This window comes from Thiomonas intermedia, assembly GCF_002028405.1.
GTDB lineage: Bacteria > Pseudomonadota > Gammaproteobacteria > Burkholderiales > Burkholderiaceae_C > Thiomonas > Thiomonas intermedia.
Genome location: NZ_CP020046.1, coordinates 1610863 through 1630358, shown reverse-complemented (window position 1 = coordinate 1630358; position 19496 = coordinate 1610863). Strand labels below are relative to the sequence as shown.

Genomic DNA, 19496 nt, shown 5'->3' with positions numbered 1-19496 from the left:
CTCATGATGAATCCAAGAACCCTACGCATTGCCATCGCCTCGTTCATCGTTCTTGCCCTTGTGCTTGCTGCCATGTTGCTGATCCGGGCCACCCACCCTCCTGGCTTCGGCGCGAGCATCCCCGCCAACCTCGTCGACTCCTCCATGAAGGTTCGCGCTGGCGCCGCGGTCGATGGCCGCGATGCTGTGGTGACGTTGCACATCCAGCCGGGCTGGCATGTTTACGCAAATCCGCCGTCGGCTCCTTACTTGATCCCTGTCACGATCGTCGTGCAACGTGGCGGCCACGTGCTGGATCTCCAGCCGAGCTACCCACCTGGTCAGGACATTGGCCTACGGGTCGACGGCAAGATCATCCGGGTCTACGAAAATGGCACACGCATCGCACTACCCGGTCTGTCCAGCCTGCGCAGTGTCCACCTACAGGTGCGGGTCCAAGCCTGTGCTGACAAGGGGCTATGTCTTCCACCCGCAACGCTTATCGCTTCGTCGCGATGAACGCGACATCCATGCGTGCTCGAGGGATACCGCCGGCGGCGTCCACGAAACTCGGCATGGCCCAGCGGCCCCAGGGCTCAGATTCAGCGGGCTAATGTTGCCTCGCCGTAGTGGCCCGCCCTGCATCCCAGAACCCACCCGTCGCACAGGTCAGGAGCCGGGCGCTGACGATGTCGCTGTCGGCTGCGGCGGGGCGCTCAACGCAACCTGGATTTGCTGCTCCGCCCGAAGGCGTATTTGGACGATTTGCCGCAGGATTTGGGCAACCGCGGCGCCGGCCTTGGCCTGTGCCGCCGGATCGGGCGTGGCCACGGAGTTGACCGCCAGCAGGTTGGCCCGAGCGGCGTAGAGCTGCGCCTGCAAGGCGCCTTCCTGACGCAAGGCCTCGGCCTGGATCTGCCCAATGCGCACACGCTGCTGCGGCGTGAACGTTTCCTGCCAAGTGCCCCTGGCCGCCGGCCAGATGCCCCCGCCCATCATGCCGTAGCCATAACCGCCGTCGTCACCATAGCCGTGATCGCCCTGAACGCCGAGCGCACCCCAGTCCCTGACCGGGCCGTTCATCATGCCGTATCCGAATCGTGGTCCCCACCAGCCGACCCTTTCACGCCAGGGGGGCGGTGCGCCCGCTTCCCATCGCTGACCCCAGAAGGGGACAGCGCCGAATTCGGGGATTAAGAGCAGGTAAAAAGCGAACAGCACGATCGCCAGCGCGAGCAACCACTTCGGTAGCGGTTTCATGATCCGGACCTCAGCTTTCCAGCTCGCGCCGCATGCGGTCGTAGGTGTCGCGGTCGATGTCCCCGCGGGCGTAGCGCTCCTTCAGAATGTCCAAGTGCCTTTTGCTGTCGGATCGCGCCCCGGAATCGCCCGAATGGCCCGTGAACAGCCATCGGATCAAACCCACAAGCACGGCGAGAATCAAACCCCACCACACCAGCATGAAGAGCCAGCCCAAACCGAAGCCGCCCCATCCGCCCATCATTCCATATCCATAGCCCATGACCATGCTCCCTTTGAATGTTCACAATAACCAGGCACCGACCGGCTGGACCGAATCAGCGCCTTGATGATGACGGCTCCGACCCAGCCCTCAGGCGCGCAGGGCCTCGGCGACGTGCTTGAGCTTGTCGCGCACTTCGCCGCCGAGTTTGTCCACCTCGGGGCGCTTGACCATGCCGAGCACGGCCGCTGGATCCATGAACACTACGCTGACCCTGCCGTCCGCCTCTTCCCGCACGACGACATTGCAGGGCAGCAGCGCGCCAATATCCGGCTCGGCTTGCAAGGCCTGATGGGCATAGTGCGGATTGCAGGCTCCGAGGATGAGGTAGGGACGTTCCTTGATGCCGAGTTTGGCCTTAAGCGTGGCGGCCACATCGATGGTGGTCAGTACGCCGAAGCCCTCCTGTTGCAATGCCTCGGTCGCCGCTTGCACGGTGGCCTCGAAGCCTTTGGGGCTGGTCACGGTAAAGACGTAGTCACTCATGGGTAACTCTCCGAGTTTTGGAAAGGAATGAACGGGTTGAAGATGGTGGTGCACGGTCCTTGATGGGATCGTATGGCGCATGGCTCTGTCCACTGCATGTCACGCCTGCGCTGTTGCTACCTGCGGCCCAGCCACGGCGCTCGTGGCCGGGCCGATGTGAATGCCGGTCAACCGGGTGCGCTTGAGCATCAGGGCATTGACTGCCACCAGCGCCGAGCTGCCCGACATGGCGAGCGCCGCCACTTCCGGGCTGATGGTGAAGGGGTAGAACACTCCTGCAGCCACTGGAAACGCAATGACGTTGTAGGCCACTGCCCACCATAGGTTCTGATGCATCTTGCGCAGCGTAGCGCGCGACAGCACAATCGCGCCGACGACATCTAACGGATCGCTTTTCATCAGAACCACGTCGGCGCTTTCGATCGCCACATCGGTTCCGGCGCCGATGGCGAAGCCGACGTCGGCCTGCGTCAGCGCCGGTGCATCGTTGATGCCGTCGCCCACCATGCCGACTCGCTTTCCCTGCGCCTGCAACTCCTTGACCTTTGCTGCCTTGTCACCGGGCAGCACGTCGGCCAACACGATGTCGATGCCGATCTCGCGGGCGATGCGCTCCGCCGTCGCCCGGTTGTCGCCGGTCAGCATGGCCACCTGCACGCCCCTTGCGTGGAGCGCCGTTACGGTGGGTGCTGAGGTCGGGCGCACGGCGTCGGCAATGGCGACGAGGCCGAGCAGCCGCCCTGCGCGCGCGACGTGCACCACCGTGCGCCCCCGTCCCTGCAGGCGCTGCGATGCGGCCTCGAGGCCGTTCATGTCCACCGTGTCGAGCGCCATCAACTTGGCGTTGCCCAGCAGCACAGTGTCGCCGCCCAGTTCTGCCCGGGCACCCATGCCGTCGACATTGGTGAACGCGCCGGCGGGTTCCAGTGCAAGGCCCCGGGCGCGCTTGAGGATTGCTAGCGCCAGCGGATGCTCGGAGAATTTCTCCACGGCCGCGGCGGTCTTCAGCAGGTCGTCTTCCGCTGTTCCGGCAGCCAACGCCAACTCGACCACTTCCGGCTGTCCCAGGGTCAGCGTACCGGTCTTGTCGAAAACCACCACGTTCAATCGGGTCGCGTCCTCCAGTGCGGAAGCGTTCTTGAACAAGATGCCGTTCATCGCGCCGAGCCCCGTCCCCACCATCACAGCCATCGGAGTGGCGAGGCCGAGCGCGTCAGGGCAGGCGATGACGAACACGGTGATGGTGAGTGCCAGCGCCAGCAGAAGCGGCTGTCCGAGGACGACGTACCAGGACACGAAGGTCGCCACGCCGATCAGGACGGCGATCACCACCAGCCATTGCGATGCGCGGTCGGCCAGCAATTGCGCCGGCGCCTTGGAGTTCTGCGCCTCCTGCACCAGCTTGACGATCTGCGCCAGCGCGGTGTCGGCGCCCACCTTGGTGGCGCGGTAGCGGAAGCTGCCGCTCTTGTTGATGGTCGCCCCGATCACCGCGTCGCCGGGTTTTTTCCCCACCGGCATCGACTCGCCGGTCAGCATCGACTCGTCGACCTGCGAGGCGCCTTCCAGCACCTCGCCATCCACCGGAATCTTGTCACCGGGGCGGATGAGCACCACGTCGCCCGGCAGCACCTCGGAGGTTGCCACCGTGAATTCTGCACCATCGCGCAGCACCGTCGCCTTGGGCGGCGCCAGGCTCATCAGCGCGCGGATCGCCTCGGAAGCGCCGGCGCGGGCGCGCATTTCGAGCCAGTGCCCCAGCAGGATGAACACCAGCAGCACCGACACGGCCTCGTAGAACTGCGCACCCTCGAAGAAAAAAGTCGTGCCGACGCTGAACAGATAGCCTGTGCCGACGGAGAGCGCGACCAGCACGGCCATGTTGAGCACACCGTTGCGCAATGCGCGTCCCGCCGCGACGAAGAAAGGCCAGGCCGGATAGATCACCGCGGCGCTGGCCAGGCCGAACAGCCAGTACTTGAGCCCGACACCGAAGGGCGGCGCCGGGGGCGCGAACAGGCCGCCCATGGGCGAGTACACGAACAGCGGGACCGTGAACAACAGGCACACCCAGAACCGGTTGCGCATGTCCCGTGCCATGGCGTGCGCATCCATGCCGGCGCCGTGACCCATGTCGTGCGCCATGGCGTCCTTCGCGTGCGGCTCGCACAGGTGGTCGGGAACCGACTCGCCACGGCAGTGATAGCCGCACCGCGCGACGTGCGCCTGCAGTGCGGCCACGTTTGTCAACGCCGCGTCGTGCACGACCGTGGCGCTGCCCCCGACGTAGTTGACCTGCACGTCGCTGACACCGGGCAGGCGCCGGAGCTGCTTTTCGACCCCGCGGGCGGAGAGACTCGACACCAGCCCGGAGACATCGATGACGCTGGTGGTGTTCATGGGGACCGTCTTGTTCCTGAATCGGATGGCTGCGCCGGCGGAGCGGACTATCAATCCGCTCCGCCGTATGGAAACCGGCTTGTTTCCACCTTAGCGCCGCAACGCTGTCCCGTTCATGACAGGGACATTAAAACTCTGTCATCTTTCGCCGACCCACGCCTACGCTCACGCCGACCCGCCACCTCGAGGATCCGCTCCGGGCCGATCGACCGGCTCCGCATGGCATTCGCATGGCCCGCTGGCCGCGGCCTGTTGCAGGTTCTGCATGATGCCGCAGTCGCTCGCCGTCCGGTTGGCCTGGCAGGTCTCGCGCAACGCGTGCAACTGCTTCTCCAGCAGGCGCAGTGATTCGACCTGATGGTGGATGCGCGCGATCTGCTGGTCGATCAACTGATTGATGGCGTCGCACGCAGATTCAGGATGTTCCTGAAAGCCGCGCAACACGCGCACGTCCGGCAATCCCATGCCAAGAGAGCGGCAGTGACGAATGAAGTTGAGTTGCACCAGATGGCCGCTGGTGTAGTTGCGATAACCGTTGCCGTCGCGGGCGGGCGCGTCGAGCAAGCCCTCGCGTTCGTAAAAACGCACCGTCTCCACGTCGCAGTGGCCACGCTGCGCCAATTCCCCGATTCGCATGATGCATTCCCCTCTCGTGCAAAAGCACTTGACCCTGTAGCAGGTACAGGCTGTTCAATGATCGCACTGTTCACCGAGATCCGCCTTCATGAGCCAGCACGACCACACCAGCACAGCGTTACGCCTGCCTGTCCAGGCGCAAGACCATGGACCCGCCTGTGACCACGATCACCACACGCACGCGGCGGCCGATGCCTGCTGCGCTCCGGCGACACAGACCGACTGTCTGACGGGGGTTTGCAAGTCCAATCCGGCACCCGAAGGAACCAGTCGGGTGCGCTACCGCATCGACAAGATGGACTGCCCGACCGAGGAGCGCCTGATCCGCAACAAGCTGGAGGGGATGCCCGGGGTTGTCCAGCTCGACTTCAACCTCCTGAATCGGGAACTCACGGTGTATCACCGTTTGGACCAGCCCCGGGAGATTGCCGCAGCGCTGGAGAGGCTGGACATGGCGCCACGCCTGCTTGAAGCCAACGCGCCAGCGTCCGTGCTTCCCCCTGCCCTCAGTCCACGGCAAAAAGGTCTGCTCGCCGTGGCTGGCGTCGCCGCGGTCGCGGCCGAGATCATCGCCTGGTCGACCGGGCGAGAGACCTCATGGATGGTGATGGCGCTTGCCGCTGTGTCCATCGTGAGCGCCGGCCTGCCCACCCTCAAAAAGGGCTGGATCGCGCTCAGCAACCTGACCCTCAACATCTACTTCCTGATGTCCATCGCCGTGGTCGGGGCCGTGGCTCTCGGCAAGTGGCCGGAAGCGGCGATGGTGGTGTTCCTGTTCGCAGTGGCCGAGGCGATCGAGGCGCTGTCGCTGGAGCGTGCCAGGAACGCGATCAAGGCGCTCACGGCAATCGCACCGGAAACCGCCGAGGTCAAGATCGGCGAAGCCTGGGAGGCCAAGCCCGTGGCCGAGGTGGCCGTCGGCCGCCGCATTCGGGTACGCGCCGGCGCGCGGGTGCCGCTGGACGCACGCGTCGAGTTCGGCCGTGCTGCGCTGAACCAGGCGCCGATCACCGGGGAGAGCCTGCCCGTGGACAAACAAGCGGGTGACCTGCTGTATGCCGGCAGCATCGTTGCCGATGGCGTGGTGGAAGCCACCGTCACGGCCTCGGCAGGTGACAGCACCCTGGCCCGCATCGCCCTGGCCATCCAGAGCGCGCAGTCACAGCGCGCGCCGACCCAGCGTTTCGTCGATCGATTCGCGCGGTATTACACCCCTGCGGTGGTGGTCTTCGCCATCACCGTGGCCATCCTCGGCCCACTGCTGACCGGCGGAAGCTGGAGTTCCTGGCTGTACGAGGCCCTGGTCATGCTGGTCATCGCCTGCCCCTGCGCCTTGGTGGTCTCCACCCCGGTGACGGTGGTCAGCGGTCTTGCGGCGGCGGCCAGGCATGGCATCCTGGTCAAGGGCGGGGCCTTTCTCGAAGGCGGCCGGCTGCTCAAAGCCCTGGCGCTCGACAAGACTGGCACGCTGACCCGCGGCAAGCCCGCGCTGACCGATGCAATCCCGCTTGGCGACATGCCGATCGCGCAAGCCTTGCGGATCGCCGCCAGCCTCGATGACCACAGCACGCATCCGGTCGCCCAGGCGCTGGTTGCCGGTTGGCGGGAGCAGCAGCCAGGTGCCGCACTCCTGCCCGTCGACGATTTCGGCGTGCTCCAGGGGCGCGGCGTCACAGGCCGTATTGCCGGTCAGGATTGGCATCTGGGCAATCACCGTCTGGTCGAAGAGATCGGGGGGTGTTCGGCGGCACTGGAGGCGCGGCTTGCTGTCCTGGAAAATGCCGGCAAAACCGCCATCGTTCTGTGTGACGCGGCCGATCCGGTGGCCGTGTTTGGCGTTGCCGACACCCTGAGGCCGGAGAGCGCGCGGGCCGTTGCGTCCCTCAAGTCGCTGCATGTCGAACCGGTCATGTTGACCGGCGACAACCCGGCCACGGCACGGGCGATTGCCGTTCAGCTCGGCATCAAGGATGCACGCGGCAATCTGCTGCCGCAGGACAAGCAAGCCGCTGTCGCGGAGCTTCTTGGGCGCTACGGGTCGGTCGGCATGGTCGGCGACGGAGTGAACGATGCGCCGGCGCTGGCGCGTGCGACGATCGGCTTCGCCATGGGGGCGGCCGGCACCGCCACGGCGCTGGAGACCGCCGATGTGGCCATCATGGACGACGACCCGCGCAAGATTGCCGACTTCATCAGCTTGAGTCGGCGCACGGCCATGCTTCTCAAGCAGAACATCGCACTCGCGCTTGGCATCAAGGCCGTGTTCTTCGTGCTGGCCCTGAGCGGAGTGGCGACCCTGTGGATGGCGGTGTTCGCCGACACGGGGGCCAGCCTTCTGGTGGTGTTCAACGGGATGCGACTGCTGCGCCGGTGAGTACGGGATGACTTGGTACGATTTGATCGCCGCATTGACGGTATCGACCCTGCCCGCCAGGGTCTTCCCGGGCATTCCTGGGCCCTAGGCCGTGTTAACACAACCGGAGGCCGTCGGCGATCAGCGCGAAACCGATGAAGCCGACGAACATGACATCAAGCTTCTCGAACCGCGAGAAGATGCGACGAAAGCCCTTGAGTCGCCGAAACAATCGCTCGACTTCATTGCGGCGCTTGTCCATTGCTCGGTCGTACTCCCACGGCTCGACCCGAGTCTTCAGGGGCGGGACCGCAGGGATGAAGCCGAGTTCGAGGGCAAGCTGCCGCGTCTCGTTGCCCTCGTAGGCCCGATCCATGAGCAGATGCAGCGGCCTGTTTGGCGCACCCAGGCGACTGAGCAGTGCCCGTCCAGCCGGCGCGTCGTGCGCCTGGCCAGGTGACAAGGAGAACGCTATGGCCGTGCGAACATCCGCGGCAACCATATGAATCCTGGTGTTCCATCCGCCTCGAGATTTGCCGATGGATTGGGTGCCGTTTTTTTAGCGCCCCGGTGCCATCCGGATGCACCTTGATGCTGGTGCTGTCCAGTGAAACCGTTTCGATCTTGATGCGCACAACCTGCGATCGCTGCAGCTCCTCGAACACTCGGTCCATGACGCCCGACTTGGACCACCGATTCATCCGCGTATAGATCGTGTGCCAGTTGCCGAACCGCCTGGGCAAGCCGCGCCATTTGCAGCCATGCTCGGCCACGTACAGAATCGCATTCAACACATCCAGGTTTGACAAGCTGACATTGCCTCGCTGCGTCGGCAAGCAGTGCTCGATTTGGGCGAACTGCGCAGGCGTGATTTCCATGCACGCATTTTCTCGCAGCTAGATGCCTAAGTCAATTAGTGTTAACAAGACATAATTGACAAGCTCAGAGCTTTGGCTATGATGCCTGCACACAAATCGCTGTACATCCTGTACATCCCTCACATTCAAACTCATGCGCTCCTTTCGAACCTTCTCCCGCTATTGGGCGTTCGTCTGCGCATTGGTTCTCTTGCCCTGGATGCAAGCCACGGCAGCCCCGATACGGGTCGTGCCAGCCTCATGCTGCACAGGCATGGCGGCTATGCCGATGGTAGGTGCCGGCCATCAAGCGAATCTCGCTGGTCATGACGATTCGCGAGTCGAGCGTGCGTTTTGCCAAGCTGCCTGCAATGACCTGGGCGCGGCTGCCGTTTCCAGCACGTCCAACGCCGCATCATTTCCTCACGCAGCATTGATCCAACGCTTGGTGCTCGTCCTCCAAGCTCAGCCTGAGCAGGCTGCCTTGCCCATCGGGCGCTTCGATCCGCCGCCTCCCTCCAAGCCGCCTTTCCTCGCGGCTCGCCTCCAAGTTTGACCCCTTCGGCAGCACCCGTCCCGGTGAACCTTCACCGGGCGATGTTCGTGTTCGCCTTGCGATCAACGCTGCGGCCTTGCAGCGTTCCATCCGCCGAAGAGGAAAGCGATGTCCCTCATCCTGCAGTGCCGCCGTGCGCAAGCCCGGCGGTTGTCATCCGTCTGGTCTGAACGCCCGGCGGCCATCCCCGTTCTCGTCACGCTTCTACTGCTCGCCGGCCTGGCCGCACCCGCCCAAGCCGCGCCCCTGACCCTCGGTGCCGCCGAGGCGCAACTGGCGCGGAGCAATCCCAGTCTGGCCGCAGCCGCGCAGCGCATCCGCGCCATCCAGCACCAGGCCGCGGCGGCCACGCAGTTGCCCGACCCGCATGTGTCGTTCGACGCGGTCAACCTGCCCACCAACAGCTTCTCGCTGACGCAGCAGAGCATGACCATGCTCAGCGTCGGCGTCAGCCAGAGTTTTCCGCCGATCGGCAAGCTGGCCCTCGAAGGCGACAAGCTGCAGGCGCAAGCCTCGGAGCAGCACTTCAGCCGCGAAGCCAAACGCGCGCAGCTGGTTCTCGCCTTGCGACGCGCCTGGCTTGCAGCGGTGTACGCGCGCCAGGCCATGGCGACGGTGCAGCGGCAGCAGACGCTGGCGCGTGAGAACGTCGACGCGGCCATGGCCAGCTACCGGGCAGGCAACGGACCGCAGAGCGATGTGTTGCGCGCCCGTCTCGCCGAGGACGAACTGCGCAACGACCAAAGCGCGCTCGCCGCGGATGAAGCGGCGTCCCTGGCCGACATTGCCCAGGCACTCGGCAGCGATCAAACGCCGCAGATCGATCCTGACTGGCCGAGCTTGTCGCCAGGCGCGACGGCTCCCGAGCAAGCGCCCCCGACCCAGCCGCTGCTGCGCATGGCCCAGGCCAAGGTGCAGATCGCCCAGGCTGGCGTGCAGGTGGCCAAGAAGGATTTCCTGCCGGAGATCACGGTTGGCGCCTCCTACGGCAAGAGCTTTTTTCCGGGCTCTCCCAACTTTTTCTCCGCCGGGGTTTCGATGAACTTGCCGATCTTCTCCAGCCATCGGCTGGATCAGGAACTCGACAGCGCCCGCGCCCAGGTGCTGGAAGCCCGCTACGACGAGCAGGACCAGCGGTTGGCCTTGCAGCAGCAGATCCGCACCGCCACGGCGCGCATGCGCAGCCAGCAGGAGAAGTGGCAGCGCATGCGCGCGCACATGCTGCCGCTGGCGCATGCGGCGTACGACTCCACCCTCACCACCTACAGCAACGGCCGCGCCAGCATGAGCGACGTGCTGAAGGCGCAGCAAGCCGTTTTTGCCCTTGAACTCCAGACCCTGCAACAGCGCCGGGATCTGCTGGCCACCCAGGCCGAACTCGACTACCTGACAACGCCTTCGGAGCAGCAGCCATGAATTTGCGAACCTTCACTCTCGGCCTCGGCCTGTTGCTGGTCGGCATCGGCGCGGGCCTCTGGACCAGTCGCTGGCTGCCGCACGGCGCCTCGGACCCCAAGACGCCGAACGCCGCGGCGGCCCCGGCTTCCGCAACAGCTTCCGCAGCAGCGCCGGCAAGCCGCCGGGTGCTGTACTGGGCCAACCCGATGAACGCCGCCATCCACTCCGACCACCCGATGAAAGACAACATGGGGATGGACTATGTCCCGGTCTACGCCCCGGCTGCGGCGCCGCAGCGCCGGGTGCTGTACTGGGTCAGCCCGATGAATCCGGCGATCCATTCGGACCGTCCGATGAAGGACAACATGGGCATGGATTACGTGCCGGTCTACGCCCCGGCCGAAGCCGGCGCCAACGACAGCGGGCTGCGCATCGACCCGCGCCTGACGCAAAACCTGGGCGTGCGCCTGACGACCGCACAGATGCGTCCCATGGGCCAGGCGATCCAGACCGTGGGCACCGTGGCCGTGGACCAGAACCGCGTCACCACCGTCACCCCGCGCTTCTCCGGCTGGGTCGTGCATCTCAAGGTGCGTGCCGTGGGCGACCCGGTGGCGCGCGGTCAGGTGCTGGCGGAGATTTACTCGCCCGAGCTGTACAGCGCGCAGCAGGAATACAGCATTGCGCGCCAGCAAGCCGGCGCGGCCGACGGTCATGCCGACAGCCAGGGCTTGCTGGCCGCGGCCAAACAGCGCCTGCTGCTGCTGGGCCTGCCCGGGGCTGCGCTCAAGCAGTTGGAGGCCTCGGGCCAGCCGATGCGCAACGTTCCCATCCTGGCGCCCGAGAGCGGGGTGGTGACGGCGCTCAATATTCGCCAGGGCAGCTATGTCTCGTCGCAGAATAGCCTGTTCGAGATCGCCAATCTGGATCGGGTCTGGGTCAATGTGGCGCTGTACGACTACCAGATGCCGTGGGTGCGCCTGGGCGACGGCGTGCAGCTCCAGCTTCCGGCCTACCCCGGCAGGAATTGGGATGGGCGCCTGAACTTTCTCTACCCCACGCTGGACCCGCAAACCCGCACCATCACCGCGCGCCTGAGCTTCGCCAACCCCGGCGGCATTCTGCGCCCGGGCATGTATGCCAACGCCACGGTGCAGGCCCAGGCGCAAACCGCGCTGGCGCTGCCGAGCAGCGCGGTGCTGCGCACGCAGGATGGCGATTACGCCATGCTGGCGCAGGCGGGCGGCCACTTCCTGCCGGTGCAAGTTGCGCTTGGGCCCGAGGCGAACGGCTGGGTGGTCATCGCCCGGGGGCTCAAGGCGGGTGACCAGGTGGTGGAAAGCGCCCAGTTCCTGCTGTACTCTGAATCGCAGTTCCAGTCGGTCAAGGCGCGCATGCTCGGTGGTCATGCCGGCACGAGCGGCGCGAGTGGCATACCCGCCACGGGAGCGATGCCAGGCATGCCGCCAGCGAGCGCCCCGCAAGCTGGCTCTGCTGGGCCAATGACCTCGCGAACGGTCGCACCAATAGCCCCACCAACGGGCGCACCACCCGCCACGCCGGCAGCCGCGCCCCCACCCGCCGCCGGGTCGATAGCCGGGATGAACATGGCTCCTGACCGGAGCGCCCCATGATCCGGCGGCTCATGGAGTGGTGCTTCGAGAACCGCAGCCTGACGGTGATCGGCGCGCTGATGGTGCTGGCCGCGGGCATCCTGGCGGTGCGCAACACGCCGCTGGAGGCCATCCCCGACATCTCCCCCACCCAGGTCATCATCAAGACCTCCTACCCCGGGCAGGCGCCGCAGGTGGTTCAGGACCAGGTGACCTATCCGCTGGAGACCACCCTGCAGTCGGTGCCCGGCGCGCGCGCGGTGCGCGGCTATTCGATGTTCGGCGACTCCTTTGTCTACGTCATCTTCAAGGATGGCACCAACATCTATCAAGCGCGCAACCTGGTGCTTCAGTATCTCAGCCAGGTGCAATCCAAACTGCCGCCTGGAGTGACGCCGGCGCTGGGGCCTGACAGTTCGGGGGTGGACTGGGTTTACATGTACGCCCTGACCGATACCGGCGGCACGCAGGACCTGAGCCAGCTCACCACCCTGCAGAACTGGTTCCTCAAATACCAATTGCAGGGCATTCCGGGGGTGGCCGAGGTCGCCACGGTCGGCGGCATGGTGAAGGAATACCAGGTGGTTGTGAACCCGCAGGCCCTGCTGGCCTACAACCTCACCCTGCCGCAGGTGGAAGATGCCATCCGCGCCGCCAACGGCGAGACCAGCGGCTCGGTGGTCGATCTCGGCGAGGCCAGCTATATGGTGCGCACCACCGGCTATATCCGCTCCTTGCGGGATCTGGAGAACGCGCCGCTGGCGGCGCGTGGCGGGGTGCCGCTGACGCTCAAGGATGTCGCCCGCGTCCAATTCGGCCCGGAACTGCCCAACAGCGCCGCCGACCTCAACGGCGAGGGCGCGGTGGTGGGGGGCATCGTGATGATGAACCAGGGCTCGAACGCCGATGCCATCATCCGCCGAGTCGAGGACAAAATCCGCAGCATCCAGCCCTCGCTGCCGCCCGGGGTGAAGATCGTCACCACCTACAGTCAGGCGCCGCTGATCCAGCGCGCCATCCACACCCTGACCGAGAAGCTGCTGGAGGAGTCGCTGATCGTCGCCCTGGTGTCATTCCTGTTCCTGCTGCGCGCGCGCTCGGCGCTGGTGGCCATCGTGTCGCTGCCGCTGGGCATCCTCGCCGCCTTCCTGGTGATGTGGGCGCAGGGCATTCCGGCCAACATCATGTCCCTAGGGGGCATCGCCATCGCCATCGGCGCGATGACCGACGCTGCGATCGTGATGATCGAGAACATGCACAAGCATATGGAGCAGGATCCCGGCGCCGATCCCTGGATGAAGGCCAGGGTGGCGGCATCGGAAGTCGGGCCGGCGCTGTTTTTTTCGCTGCTGATCATCGCGGTGTCGTTCCTGCCGGTGTTCGCGCTCGGCGGCGAGGAGGGCAAGCTGTTTCGGCCCCTGGCCTTCACCAAGACCTATGCCATGGCCGCGGCCGCCATCCTGTCCATCAGCCTGGTGCCGCTGCTGATGGCCTGGTTCATCCGCGGGCATATCCGCCCGGAGGGGAAGAACCCCCTGAACCAGATGCTGATCTGGCTCTACCGCCCCTTGATCCACGGCGTGCTGCGGGCACCATGGCTGGTCATCGTGCTGGCCCTCGTCGCCGTGGCCAGCCTGTATTTCCCCTGGAAGCACCTCGGCTCGGAGTTCATGCCGCCCTTGAACGAAGGCACCCTGCTGTACATGCCGGTGTCGCAGGATCCGTCGATCTCCATCGGCCAATCCGCCGCGATCCTGCAGCAGAGCGACCGCATCATCAAGACCTTCCCCGAAGTGGAGAGCGTGTTCGGCAAGGCGGGCCGGGCGCAGACCGCGACCGACCCGACGCCGATCTCGATGTTCATGACAGTCGTGAACCTGAAGGACCGCAGCACCTGGCCGGCCAGCATGACCACCGCCAAGCTGATCGAGAAGATGAATCAGGCGCTGCAGATTCCTGGCGTATCGAACACCTGGACCCAGCCGATCAAGGGCCAGGTGGACATGCTGACCACCGGCCTGCAAACGCCGCTCGGCATCAAGGTCACCGGCAGCAATCTCGACACCCTGAACCGGCTGGGGCAGGAGATCCAGGCGGCGCTGCAAACGGTCCCGGGCACCCAGAACGCCTATGCGGCGCGGGCCACCGGCGGGCGCTACATCGTGGTCGACACCAACCGGCTGGCAGCCGCGCGCTACGGCCTTTCGGTGGCGGATGTGAACCGCCTGGTCGAGACCGCCATCGGTGGACAGATGCTGTCCACCGCCGTCAACGGCCTGGAGCGCTTCCCCATCAGCCTGCGCTACCCGCGCGAACTGCGCCAGTCGCTGTCCACGCTGATGGAAAGCCGCATCGCCACGCCCGAGGGCAGCCAGATTCCGCTGGCGCAGGTGGCCACGCTGCGCATCGAGGGCGGCCCGCCCATGCTCACCAGCGACAACAGCCGCCTGAATTCCTGGGTGTACATCGACCTCAAACCCGGCACCAGCATCGGCAGCTACGTGGCCGCGGCGCAAGCGGCCCTGGCACAGAAGGTTCATCTGCAGCCCGGTTTCACGCTCGACTGGGTTGGGCAGTACCAGGCGCTGGAGCAGGCCGTGCAGCGTCTGAAGATCGTCGTGCCGGCGGTGATCGGCCTGATCGCGCTCCTGCTGTATTTCAACTTCAAGAACATCACCGAGGTCGCCATCATCCTGCTGACCTTGCCGCTGTCGCTGGTGGGCGGATTCTGGTACGTCGACTGGCTGGGCTACAAGCTCTCGGTTGCGGTGGGCGTGGGCTTCATCGCCACCGCCGGGGTGGCCTCCGAGTTCGGCGTGGTCATGCTGCTGTATCTCGACGCGGCGCTGGAGCGGCGCAAGATTCACGACCGCCTCAACACCTGGGGCGACCTCAAGCAAACGGTGGTCGAGGGCACCTTGCTGCGGCTGCGCCCCATGGCGATGACCCTCACCATGGTGGTCGGCGGCCTGCTGCCCATCATGTTCAGCGAAGGCGCTGGTGCCGACGTGATGAAGCGCATCGCCGCGCCCATGGTTGGCGGCATGCTGACGGCTGCTTTGCTGGCGCTACTGGTGATTCCGGCGGTTTACGCCCTGTGGCAGAAGCGGCGCCTGGGGCTGGGCGAGAGTCCCAGGCTGGAGGTGGCTTCATGAGCACTATCAATCAGCCGCAATCAGGCCCTCACAAAGGCCTCAAGGACGTTCGGAAGCGGCCCAGTATGTCCGTCCTTGATCCATGTCAAATCGTGTTGCTGCAGGATTCGGCTGCTCTCAGAACCCTGTCGTGCCACGCAAGTCTCAGCGTGCAGGGCGCACGTATTTCAGGAGCCTGTTGCGTCAAAGCCGGGGGCTGGAGAAGATGTATTTGATCAGCGCCATCACGCCGAGCGCGATTAAAGCCAGCACCAGCCGTCCGAACAACCCCATGAGGGCCATGCCGCCCCCCGACATGCAGACAGAAGTCATCATGATCAGCTTCCTTTCGTCGTTTGTTCCTTGTGTGTTGTAACCAGGAAATCGTTATGCAACGTCGTTCATTTGTGACTGCCCTTGTGGGTTTTGTTGGAACCGTCGTGGGCTATTTAACCGGACACGGCGCACCCTCCGCCAAGGCCCAGGGCACGATGGGTGGAGGGATGATGGGTGGCAGCATGGGCGGCATGATGTCGCCCGAGAACATGAACGGCCCCATGCGCACCGGCATGGAGCTGTTCAAGGTTCACCAGCAGATCCAGCGCAAGGTGACCGAGCTGCCCAATGGGGTGCATGACGTGACCACCTCGGCCGACCCCACGACGGCAGCGCTCATCCAGAAGCATGTGGTGGAGATGTATGCACGGCTCGATCAGAACCGCCCCTTCCCCTACCCCATGAGTAATAGCGTGCCGCAGATGTTCGCCAACCCGACCAAGTACCAGCGCAAGCTCGACATCCTGCCCGATGGCGTGGCCGTGACCGAGACCTCCTCCGACCCGGAGATGGTCGCCGTGATCAAAGCCCACTCCCGCGAACTCGACCGCTTCGCCAAGGAGGGCATGCCGGCCATAATGCGCGTGATGATGTGATGCGTGATTCGCGGCGCTGTGCAGAGATGTCCGGAACGGTCTGCATGGCGATCCCGGCGAGGCGAAGTCTTCCATGTGGGGTTGCCACAGCAGCCAACCCCATGTCTTGGCTGCTGTGTCAGCGCTGCTGCATTCCAATCATCTGGAGAAACTGCCATGAAAAAACTGTTGATCACGCAGTCGCTCATTGGCGTTTTTCTTAAGGAGTTGAACGATGGATGGTCGTGTTTTCCCGTGGCTCGTCGCACTCGTTTGTGCCGGACTATCACCAAGTATTTGGGCTGTGCAGACCACGCAGGTGGCAACTGCAGGTGCGGCGACCCAACCGTCATGGACGAATGCCAAGCATGCGTTTACCGTGCAGTTGATCCAGCTCAGCCCCGACAATGTGCGCGCCTTCTACGAGAACATGGGTTATCCACCCAAGGCCATCGATGCCATTGCCCAGGTCTGCGTGTTCGGGACCTCGATCCGGAACAACGCCAAAGCCCCCATCACCTATGACGTGGCCGACTGGAAGGCCGTGACGGAGGATGGCAAACGGCACCCATTGATTACCAAGACCCAGTGGCTGCAACGCTGGCAGCCGCTGGGCGTGAGTTCGGATTGGTCGATCCTGCCGGCGCAGCAAACCCTGCAGGTTGGGGATTGGGGCCAAGGCTTCACCACCGTGGATTTACCGCGTGATGCGCGGTTCAAACTTGTTTATTTCTGGAGTGAACATGGAACGCAACACCAAGCCACATTGGCAGGCCCACAATGCGCGGCAGCCTCGCATGGCTAACCCTGAGCGCCGCCAAGTGCTGTCCTGGCTCGGTGGCGCCGGATTGCTGGCGGCAGCCAGAGCTCGCACCGCGTTTGCCGCCAGCCCAGTGCAAGATCAAGCGCTCGCGGTGGTGCAGCCACCGCGCCCAGCGCCGGCCTTCAGCCTGCTGAACATCGACGGCAAAGCACACCGTCTGGCTGACTACCGCGGCAAGGTGGTGCTGGTGAATTTCTGGGCAACCTGGTGCCCGCCATGCCGGCAGGAGATGCCGTCCATCGAAAGGCTTTACCTGTCGATGAAAGGTCGCCCCTTTGAGGTGTTGGCGCTGGACCAGGGCGAGAGCCTGAACAACGTCTTCGCCTACATGGGGGAACTCAATCCCTCGCCCACATTTCCGGTGTTGCTGGACCAGCATAGTCAGGTGGCGCATGCTTTCGGCGTGATGGGGATTCCGACAACCTATCTGATCGACAAGCGGGGTCTGATCGTCCGGCAGGCCGTCGGCGGGCGCGATTACAACACCCCGCAGATTCGGCAAACCATCGAGGCCCTGATGCGCTGAAAGCGTCCCGGACCCGGGGCACTCAGGCCACGGTGAACTGGCCCATCATGCCTTGCTGGCTGAAGTGCCGGACGGACGGGTCCTGCCCGCGACGTCGGGAGGGAGGCGATTTTCGCGGGCAAACGGTCCCGCTTTGCGGCGGGAGGCGCGGCACGAAACAGTAGAAGGCGACAGTCAAGCAAGATTTTTGAGAACGTCAAGCCCCGCAGTTGCCGAGCGCCACCCCCGCTACCTCATGTGGAGCGCTCACTCCACCAGAATCTTGCCAACCATGCCAGCTTCCAGATGCCCGAGCATCGCCCAGGCGAAATTGACGGTTCCGGGTTTGTAGAAGCGCCAGATCAGATCACCCTTACCGCTAGCCCAATGCGTCATTGAAAACGCACCCCATTGATGGTGAAATGGGGGCATGGGCAAGATGAATCTGAGTGCAGCAGAGCGAGATCAACTGGAGGCGATCGTGCGCAGTCGAACGATGCGCGCGGCCGATGTGCGCAGGTCGAAGTTGATCCTCATGCTTGAGGACGGTGAATCGCGTGAAACGATCATGCGCAGGCTCGAATGTGATTCGCGATTTCTCTCACGCTGGTCGAGCCGCTTTCTGAGCGAGAGGTTGGCCGGTATGTACGCGAGGCACCCCGGGCGGGCGCCGAAGCAGCCGGTGGCCAAGCTTGAGGCGCGGGTTCTCAATCGCACGCTCAGACACAAACCGTCGGACGGTTCGACGCACTGGAGCAGCTACAAGTTGGCCGCCGAACTCGGGGACGTGTCGGTGTCGACCGTGCAGCGTATCTGGCGCAAGCACAACATTCGTCCGCACAGGCTCGAGTGCCACATGATCTCCAACGACCGGGCGTTCGAGACCAAGGCCGCCGATGTCATTGGGCTGTACTTGAACCCACCTGCGCACGCGGCGGTGTTCTGCGTGGACGAGAAGACCGCGATTCAGGCGCTGGATCGCAAGGACCGCATGCTGCCGCTGTCGCGCGGGCGCGCCGAGAGCCATTCGTTCGAATACAAGCGCAACGGCACGCTGAGCCTGTTTGCGGCGCTGAACACAGCCACCGGCGAAGTCCTGGGCAAGACCGCACCGCGCCACACCAGCGAGCAGTTCGTCGCCTTCCTCACCGACATCGTGGCCAGCCAACCTGCGCACCAGGACATTCATGTGATCTGCGACAACGTCAGCAGCCACAAGACCGAGCGGGTCGCGGAGTTCCTGGCTGAGCATGGCCATGTGCGCGTTCACTACACGCCCACGTATTCGTCGTGGCTGAACCAGGTGGAGAACTGGTTCTCCCGCATCCAGCGCGACGTGATCAGTCGTGGCATCTTCACCTCCGTGAAGGATCTGGATCGCAAATTGATGCGCTACATCCGCGCGCACAACAAGAATCCCAAACCCGTGAAGTGGAAGTACGACGATCCATCGCGCCGAATCCACCCGGTGCCATCTCAATGACGCAGTGGACTAGGCGCCGACTTGGACATTGCCGCTGCTCAAAAGCGCCCGCACCGGCTATGCTTTGGAGTTGGAAATGCTGCGTTGATCAACGTTACCGCGTTTGAATTGAACCATCATGAGAGTCCGTTCCCTGTTCATTGTCGCGGCCAGCGGTTGCGTGTTGGTGACTGGCGCAGTCGAGTCCGGTGACCTCAGCGCCGCGCTGGGCAGCAAGTAACTCGGGCATCGCATGCGAGGGCGCGGCAAGTACGCTTCCGGGGCTAGCGTTGATCACGCTTGGCGGCCGCTATACCCCTGCGGCGGGCGCAGTGGCATCGCCGCCTGGCTGGCCGAGCGCGGCTCGTTGACATCGCGGTTGCGCGCACACTGCGGTGCCTTCAGCCTGCTGCGACTGCATCAGGGCCTGGCGCGGCCGCGGCGCGACGAGGCGCCGCTGCTGGCGCAGCCGCTGGGCCGGCGAGCGTGGTCGCGCGAGGTGGTGCTGTTTGCTGACGGTGTGCCTGTGGTGTATGGGCAGAGCGTAGCGCGTCGCGACGTGCTGCGCCGCAACTGGCGGCTGCTGGTGGCGCTGGGCAGTCAACCGGTCGGCGAAGCCGTGTTCGCGCGCGCGATGACGCGCCGCGGCGAGATCCGGGTGCGACGCTTGCCGCCCCGCGACGCCTTGCGGCGCGCCGCCTGCGCATACGCAGGACTGCCTACGGCGACGCCGTTGTGGGCGCGGCGATCCGCCTTCGTGCATCGTGGCCAGGCGCTTTGGGTGACCGAGGTCTTCCTGCCGGCTGTGGCCGCGCTGCGCGGCCACAGCCGGCCGTTAGCTCGCGCATAGCGCCACGAATC

18 protein-coding genes are annotated in these 19496 nt (G+C 64.8%); 10 read left to right on the top strand and 8 right to left on the bottom strand.

The features are described from left to right. Positions 1 to 3: 3 nt before the first annotated feature. Entirely contained in the window at positions 4 to 498 is a 495-nt protein-coding gene (locus BVH73_RS07645; RefSeq protein ID WP_031407532.1) for a protein-disulfide reductase DsbD domain-containing protein, read from the top strand. A 150-nt stretch (positions 499 to 648) separates the two neighbouring features. On the opposite strand, the gene BVH73_RS07640 is transcribed toward BVH73_RS07645, so the two are convergent. The 5 genes from BVH73_RS07640 to BVH73_RS07620 form a co-directional block, all read right to left on the bottom strand. Continuing rightward, a complete protein-coding gene (locus tag BVH73_RS07640; RefSeq protein ID WP_031407535.1) occupies positions 649 to 1239 on the bottom strand; it encodes a hypothetical protein in 591 nt (196 codons plus the stop codon). 10 nt (positions 1240 to 1249) lie between these two features. Beyond that, positions 1250 to 1501: an SHOCT domain-containing protein gene (locus BVH73_RS07635; RefSeq protein ID WP_031407537.1), complete on the bottom strand. Its 252-nt coding sequence runs from the start codon at positions 1499 to 1501 to the stop codon at positions 1250 to 1252. Positions 1502 to 1591: 90 nt separating this feature from the next. Beyond that, a complete protein-coding gene (locus BVH73_RS07630) occupies positions 1592 to 1987 on the bottom strand; it encodes a DUF302 domain-containing protein (RefSeq protein WP_031407539.1) in 396 nt (131 codons plus the stop codon). Positions 1988 to 2086: 99 nt separating this feature from the next. Then, a complete protein-coding gene (locus BVH73_RS07625) occupies positions 2087 to 4387 on the bottom strand; it encodes a heavy metal translocating P-type ATPase (protein ID WP_079417532.1) in 2301 nt (766 codons plus the stop codon). A gap of 165 nt (positions 4388 to 4552) precedes the next feature. Then, complete coding sequence (locus BVH73_RS07620) at positions 4553 to 5023, bottom strand: Cd(II)/Pb(II)-responsive transcriptional regulator (RefSeq protein WP_038167813.1); 471 nt, start codon at positions 5021 to 5023, stop codon at positions 4553 to 4555. Positions 5024 to 5111: 88 nt separating this feature from the next. Here BVH73_RS07620 and BVH73_RS07615 point away from each other — a divergent pair, with 88 nt between their 5' ends. Next, the gene (locus BVH73_RS07615) at positions 5112 to 7397 is read left to right on the top strand and encodes a heavy metal translocating P-type ATPase (protein ID WP_038167815.1); all 2286 of its coding nucleotides are present in this window, start codon (positions 5112 to 5114) and stop codon (positions 7395 to 7397) included. Positions 7398 to 7491: 94 nt separating this feature from the next. Here the strand turns inward: BVH73_RS07615 and BVH73_RS15740 are convergent. Continuing rightward, a protein-coding gene (locus BVH73_RS15740; protein WP_154048448.1) for an IS5 family transposase occupies positions 7492 to 8254 on the bottom strand; the annotation gives its coding sequence in 2 pieces (ribosomal slippage) (positions 7492 to 7936 and positions 7935 to 8254; 765 coding nt in all). 643 nt (positions 8255 to 8897) lie between these two features. Between BVH73_RS15740 and BVH73_RS07600 the strand changes: the two genes are divergently transcribed. Genes BVH73_RS07600 through BVH73_RS07590 form a run of 3 tightly spaced genes read left to right on the top strand, consistent with a single transcriptional unit; the run spans position 8898 to position 14955 of the window. Continuing rightward, positions 8898 to 10205 (top strand): TolC family protein, encoded by a 1308-nt coding sequence (locus BVH73_RS07600; protein WP_031407551.1) that lies wholly within the window; start codon positions 8898 to 8900, stop codon positions 10203 to 10205. Next, positions 10202 to 11821, top strand: a complete 1620-nt coding sequence (locus BVH73_RS07595) for an efflux RND transporter periplasmic adaptor subunit (protein ID WP_031407553.1) — start codon at positions 10202 to 10204, stop codon at positions 11819 to 11821. The genes BVH73_RS07600 and BVH73_RS07595 overlap by 4 nt, the downstream gene beginning before the upstream one ends. After that, positions 11818 to 14955 carry an efflux RND transporter permease subunit gene (locus tag BVH73_RS07590; RefSeq protein ID WP_031407555.1) on the top strand — a complete coding sequence of 1046 codons (3138 nt, stop codon included), beginning with the start codon at positions 11818 to 11820 and terminating at the stop codon, positions 14953 to 14955. The genes BVH73_RS07595 and BVH73_RS07590 overlap by 4 nt, the downstream gene beginning before the upstream one ends. 183 nt (positions 14956 to 15138) lie before the next feature. On the opposite strand, the gene BVH73_RS16115 is transcribed toward BVH73_RS07590, so the two are convergent. Then, the gene (locus BVH73_RS16115) at positions 15139 to 15270 is read right to left on the bottom strand and encodes a hypothetical protein (protein ID WP_255333622.1); all 132 of its coding nucleotides are present in this window, start codon (positions 15268 to 15270) and stop codon (positions 15139 to 15141) included. A 104-nt stretch (positions 15271 to 15374) separates the two neighbouring features. Between BVH73_RS16115 and BVH73_RS07585 the strand changes: the two genes are divergently transcribed. The 3 genes from BVH73_RS07585 (at position 15375) to BVH73_RS07575 (ending at position 17194) form a co-directional block, all read left to right on the top strand. Further along, entirely contained in the window at positions 15375 to 15866 is a 492-nt protein-coding gene (locus BVH73_RS07585; protein ID WP_038168338.1) for a hypothetical protein, read from the top strand. A gap of 214 nt (positions 15867 to 16080) precedes the next feature. Then, the gene (locus tag BVH73_RS07580) at positions 16081 to 16650 is read left to right on the top strand and encodes a hypothetical protein (RefSeq protein ID WP_079417530.1); all 570 of its coding nucleotides are present in this window, start codon (positions 16081 to 16083) and stop codon (positions 16648 to 16650) included. Continuing rightward, positions 16589 to 17194 (top strand): TlpA family protein disulfide reductase, encoded by a 606-nt coding sequence (locus BVH73_RS07575; protein ID WP_245800463.1) that lies wholly within the window; start codon positions 16589 to 16591, stop codon positions 17192 to 17194. The genes BVH73_RS07580 and BVH73_RS07575 overlap by 62 nt, the downstream gene beginning before the upstream one ends. Before the next feature lie 246 nt (positions 17195 to 17440). Here BVH73_RS07575 and BVH73_RS15735 read toward each other — a convergent pair whose 3' ends face one another. Continuing rightward, positions 17441 to 17605: a cupredoxin domain-containing protein gene (locus BVH73_RS15735; RefSeq protein ID WP_154048447.1), complete on the bottom strand. Its 165-nt coding sequence runs from the start codon at positions 17603 to 17605 to the stop codon at positions 17441 to 17443. Here BVH73_RS15735 and BVH73_RS07570 point away from each other — a divergent pair. Further along, positions 17604 to 18656 carry an IS630 family transposase gene (locus BVH73_RS07570; protein WP_031407563.1) on the top strand — a complete coding sequence of 351 codons (1053 nt, stop codon included), beginning with the start codon at positions 17604 to 17606 and terminating at the stop codon, positions 18654 to 18656. The two genes, BVH73_RS15735 and BVH73_RS07570, sit on opposite strands and share 2 nt — an antisense overlap. A gap of 358 nt (positions 18657 to 19014) precedes the next feature. Continuing rightward, complete coding sequence (locus BVH73_RS16070; RefSeq protein WP_245800462.1) at positions 19015 to 19485, top strand: chorismate--pyruvate lyase family protein; 471 nt, start codon at positions 19015 to 19017, stop codon at positions 19483 to 19485. Positions 19486 to 19496 lie beyond the last annotated feature (11 nt).

What these genes read in the sequence shown, in the direction of transcription:
- BVH73_RS07600 (WP_031407551.1), top strand. Translation starts at nt 8,898, where the DNA reads ATGTCCCTCATCCTGCAGTGCCGCCGTGCGCAAGCCCGGCGGTTGTCA.
- BVH73_RS07645 (WP_031407532.1), top strand. Translation starts at nt 4, where the DNA reads ATGATGAATCCAAGAACCCTACGCATTGCCATCGCCTCGTTCATCGTT.
- BVH73_RS15735 (WP_154048447.1), bottom strand. Translation starts at nt 17,605, where the DNA reads ATGCCCCCATTTCACCATCAATGGGGTGCGTTTTCAATGACGCATTGG.
- BVH73_RS07630 (WP_031407539.1), bottom strand. Translation starts at nt 1,987, where the DNA reads ATGAGTGACTACGTCTTTACCGTGACCAGCCCCAAAGGCTTCGAGGCC.
- BVH73_RS07590 (WP_031407555.1), top strand. Translation starts at nt 11,818, where the DNA reads ATGATCCGGCGGCTCATGGAGTGGTGCTTCGAGAACCGCAGCCTGACG.
- BVH73_RS07635 (WP_031407537.1), bottom strand. Translation starts at nt 1,501, where the DNA reads ATGGGCTATGGATATGGAATGATGGGCGGATGGGGCGGCTTCGGTTTG.
- BVH73_RS16115 (WP_255333622.1), bottom strand. Translation starts at nt 15,270, where the DNA reads ATGATGACTTCTGTCTGCATGTCGGGGGGCGGCATGGCCCTCATGGGG.
- BVH73_RS07615 (WP_038167815.1), top strand. Translation starts at nt 5,112, where the DNA reads ATGAGCCAGCACGACCACACCAGCACAGCGTTACGCCTGCCTGTCCAG.
- BVH73_RS07580 (WP_079417530.1), top strand. Translation starts at nt 16,081, where the DNA reads ATGGATGGTCGTGTTTTCCCGTGGCTCGTCGCACTCGTTTGTGCCGGA.
- BVH73_RS07575 (WP_245800463.1), top strand. Translation starts at nt 16,589, where the DNA reads ATGGAACGCAACACCAAGCCACATTGGCAGGCCCACAATGCGCGGCAG.
- BVH73_RS07640 (WP_031407535.1), bottom strand. Translation starts at nt 1,239, where the DNA reads ATGAAACCGCTACCGAAGTGGTTGCTCGCGCTGGCGATCGTGCTGTTC.
- BVH73_RS07595 (WP_031407553.1), top strand. Translation starts at nt 10,202, where the DNA reads ATGAATTTGCGAACCTTCACTCTCGGCCTCGGCCTGTTGCTGGTCGGC.
- BVH73_RS07625 (WP_079417532.1), bottom strand. Translation starts at nt 4,387, where the DNA reads ATGAACACCACCAGCGTCATCGATGTCTCCGGGCTGGTGTCGAGTCTC.
- BVH73_RS07570 (WP_031407563.1), top strand. Translation starts at nt 17,604, where the DNA reads ATGGGCAAGATGAATCTGAGTGCAGCAGAGCGAGATCAACTGGAGGCG.
- BVH73_RS07620 (WP_038167813.1), bottom strand. Translation starts at nt 5,023, where the DNA reads ATGCGAATCGGGGAATTGGCGCAGCGTGGCCACTGCGACGTGGAGACG.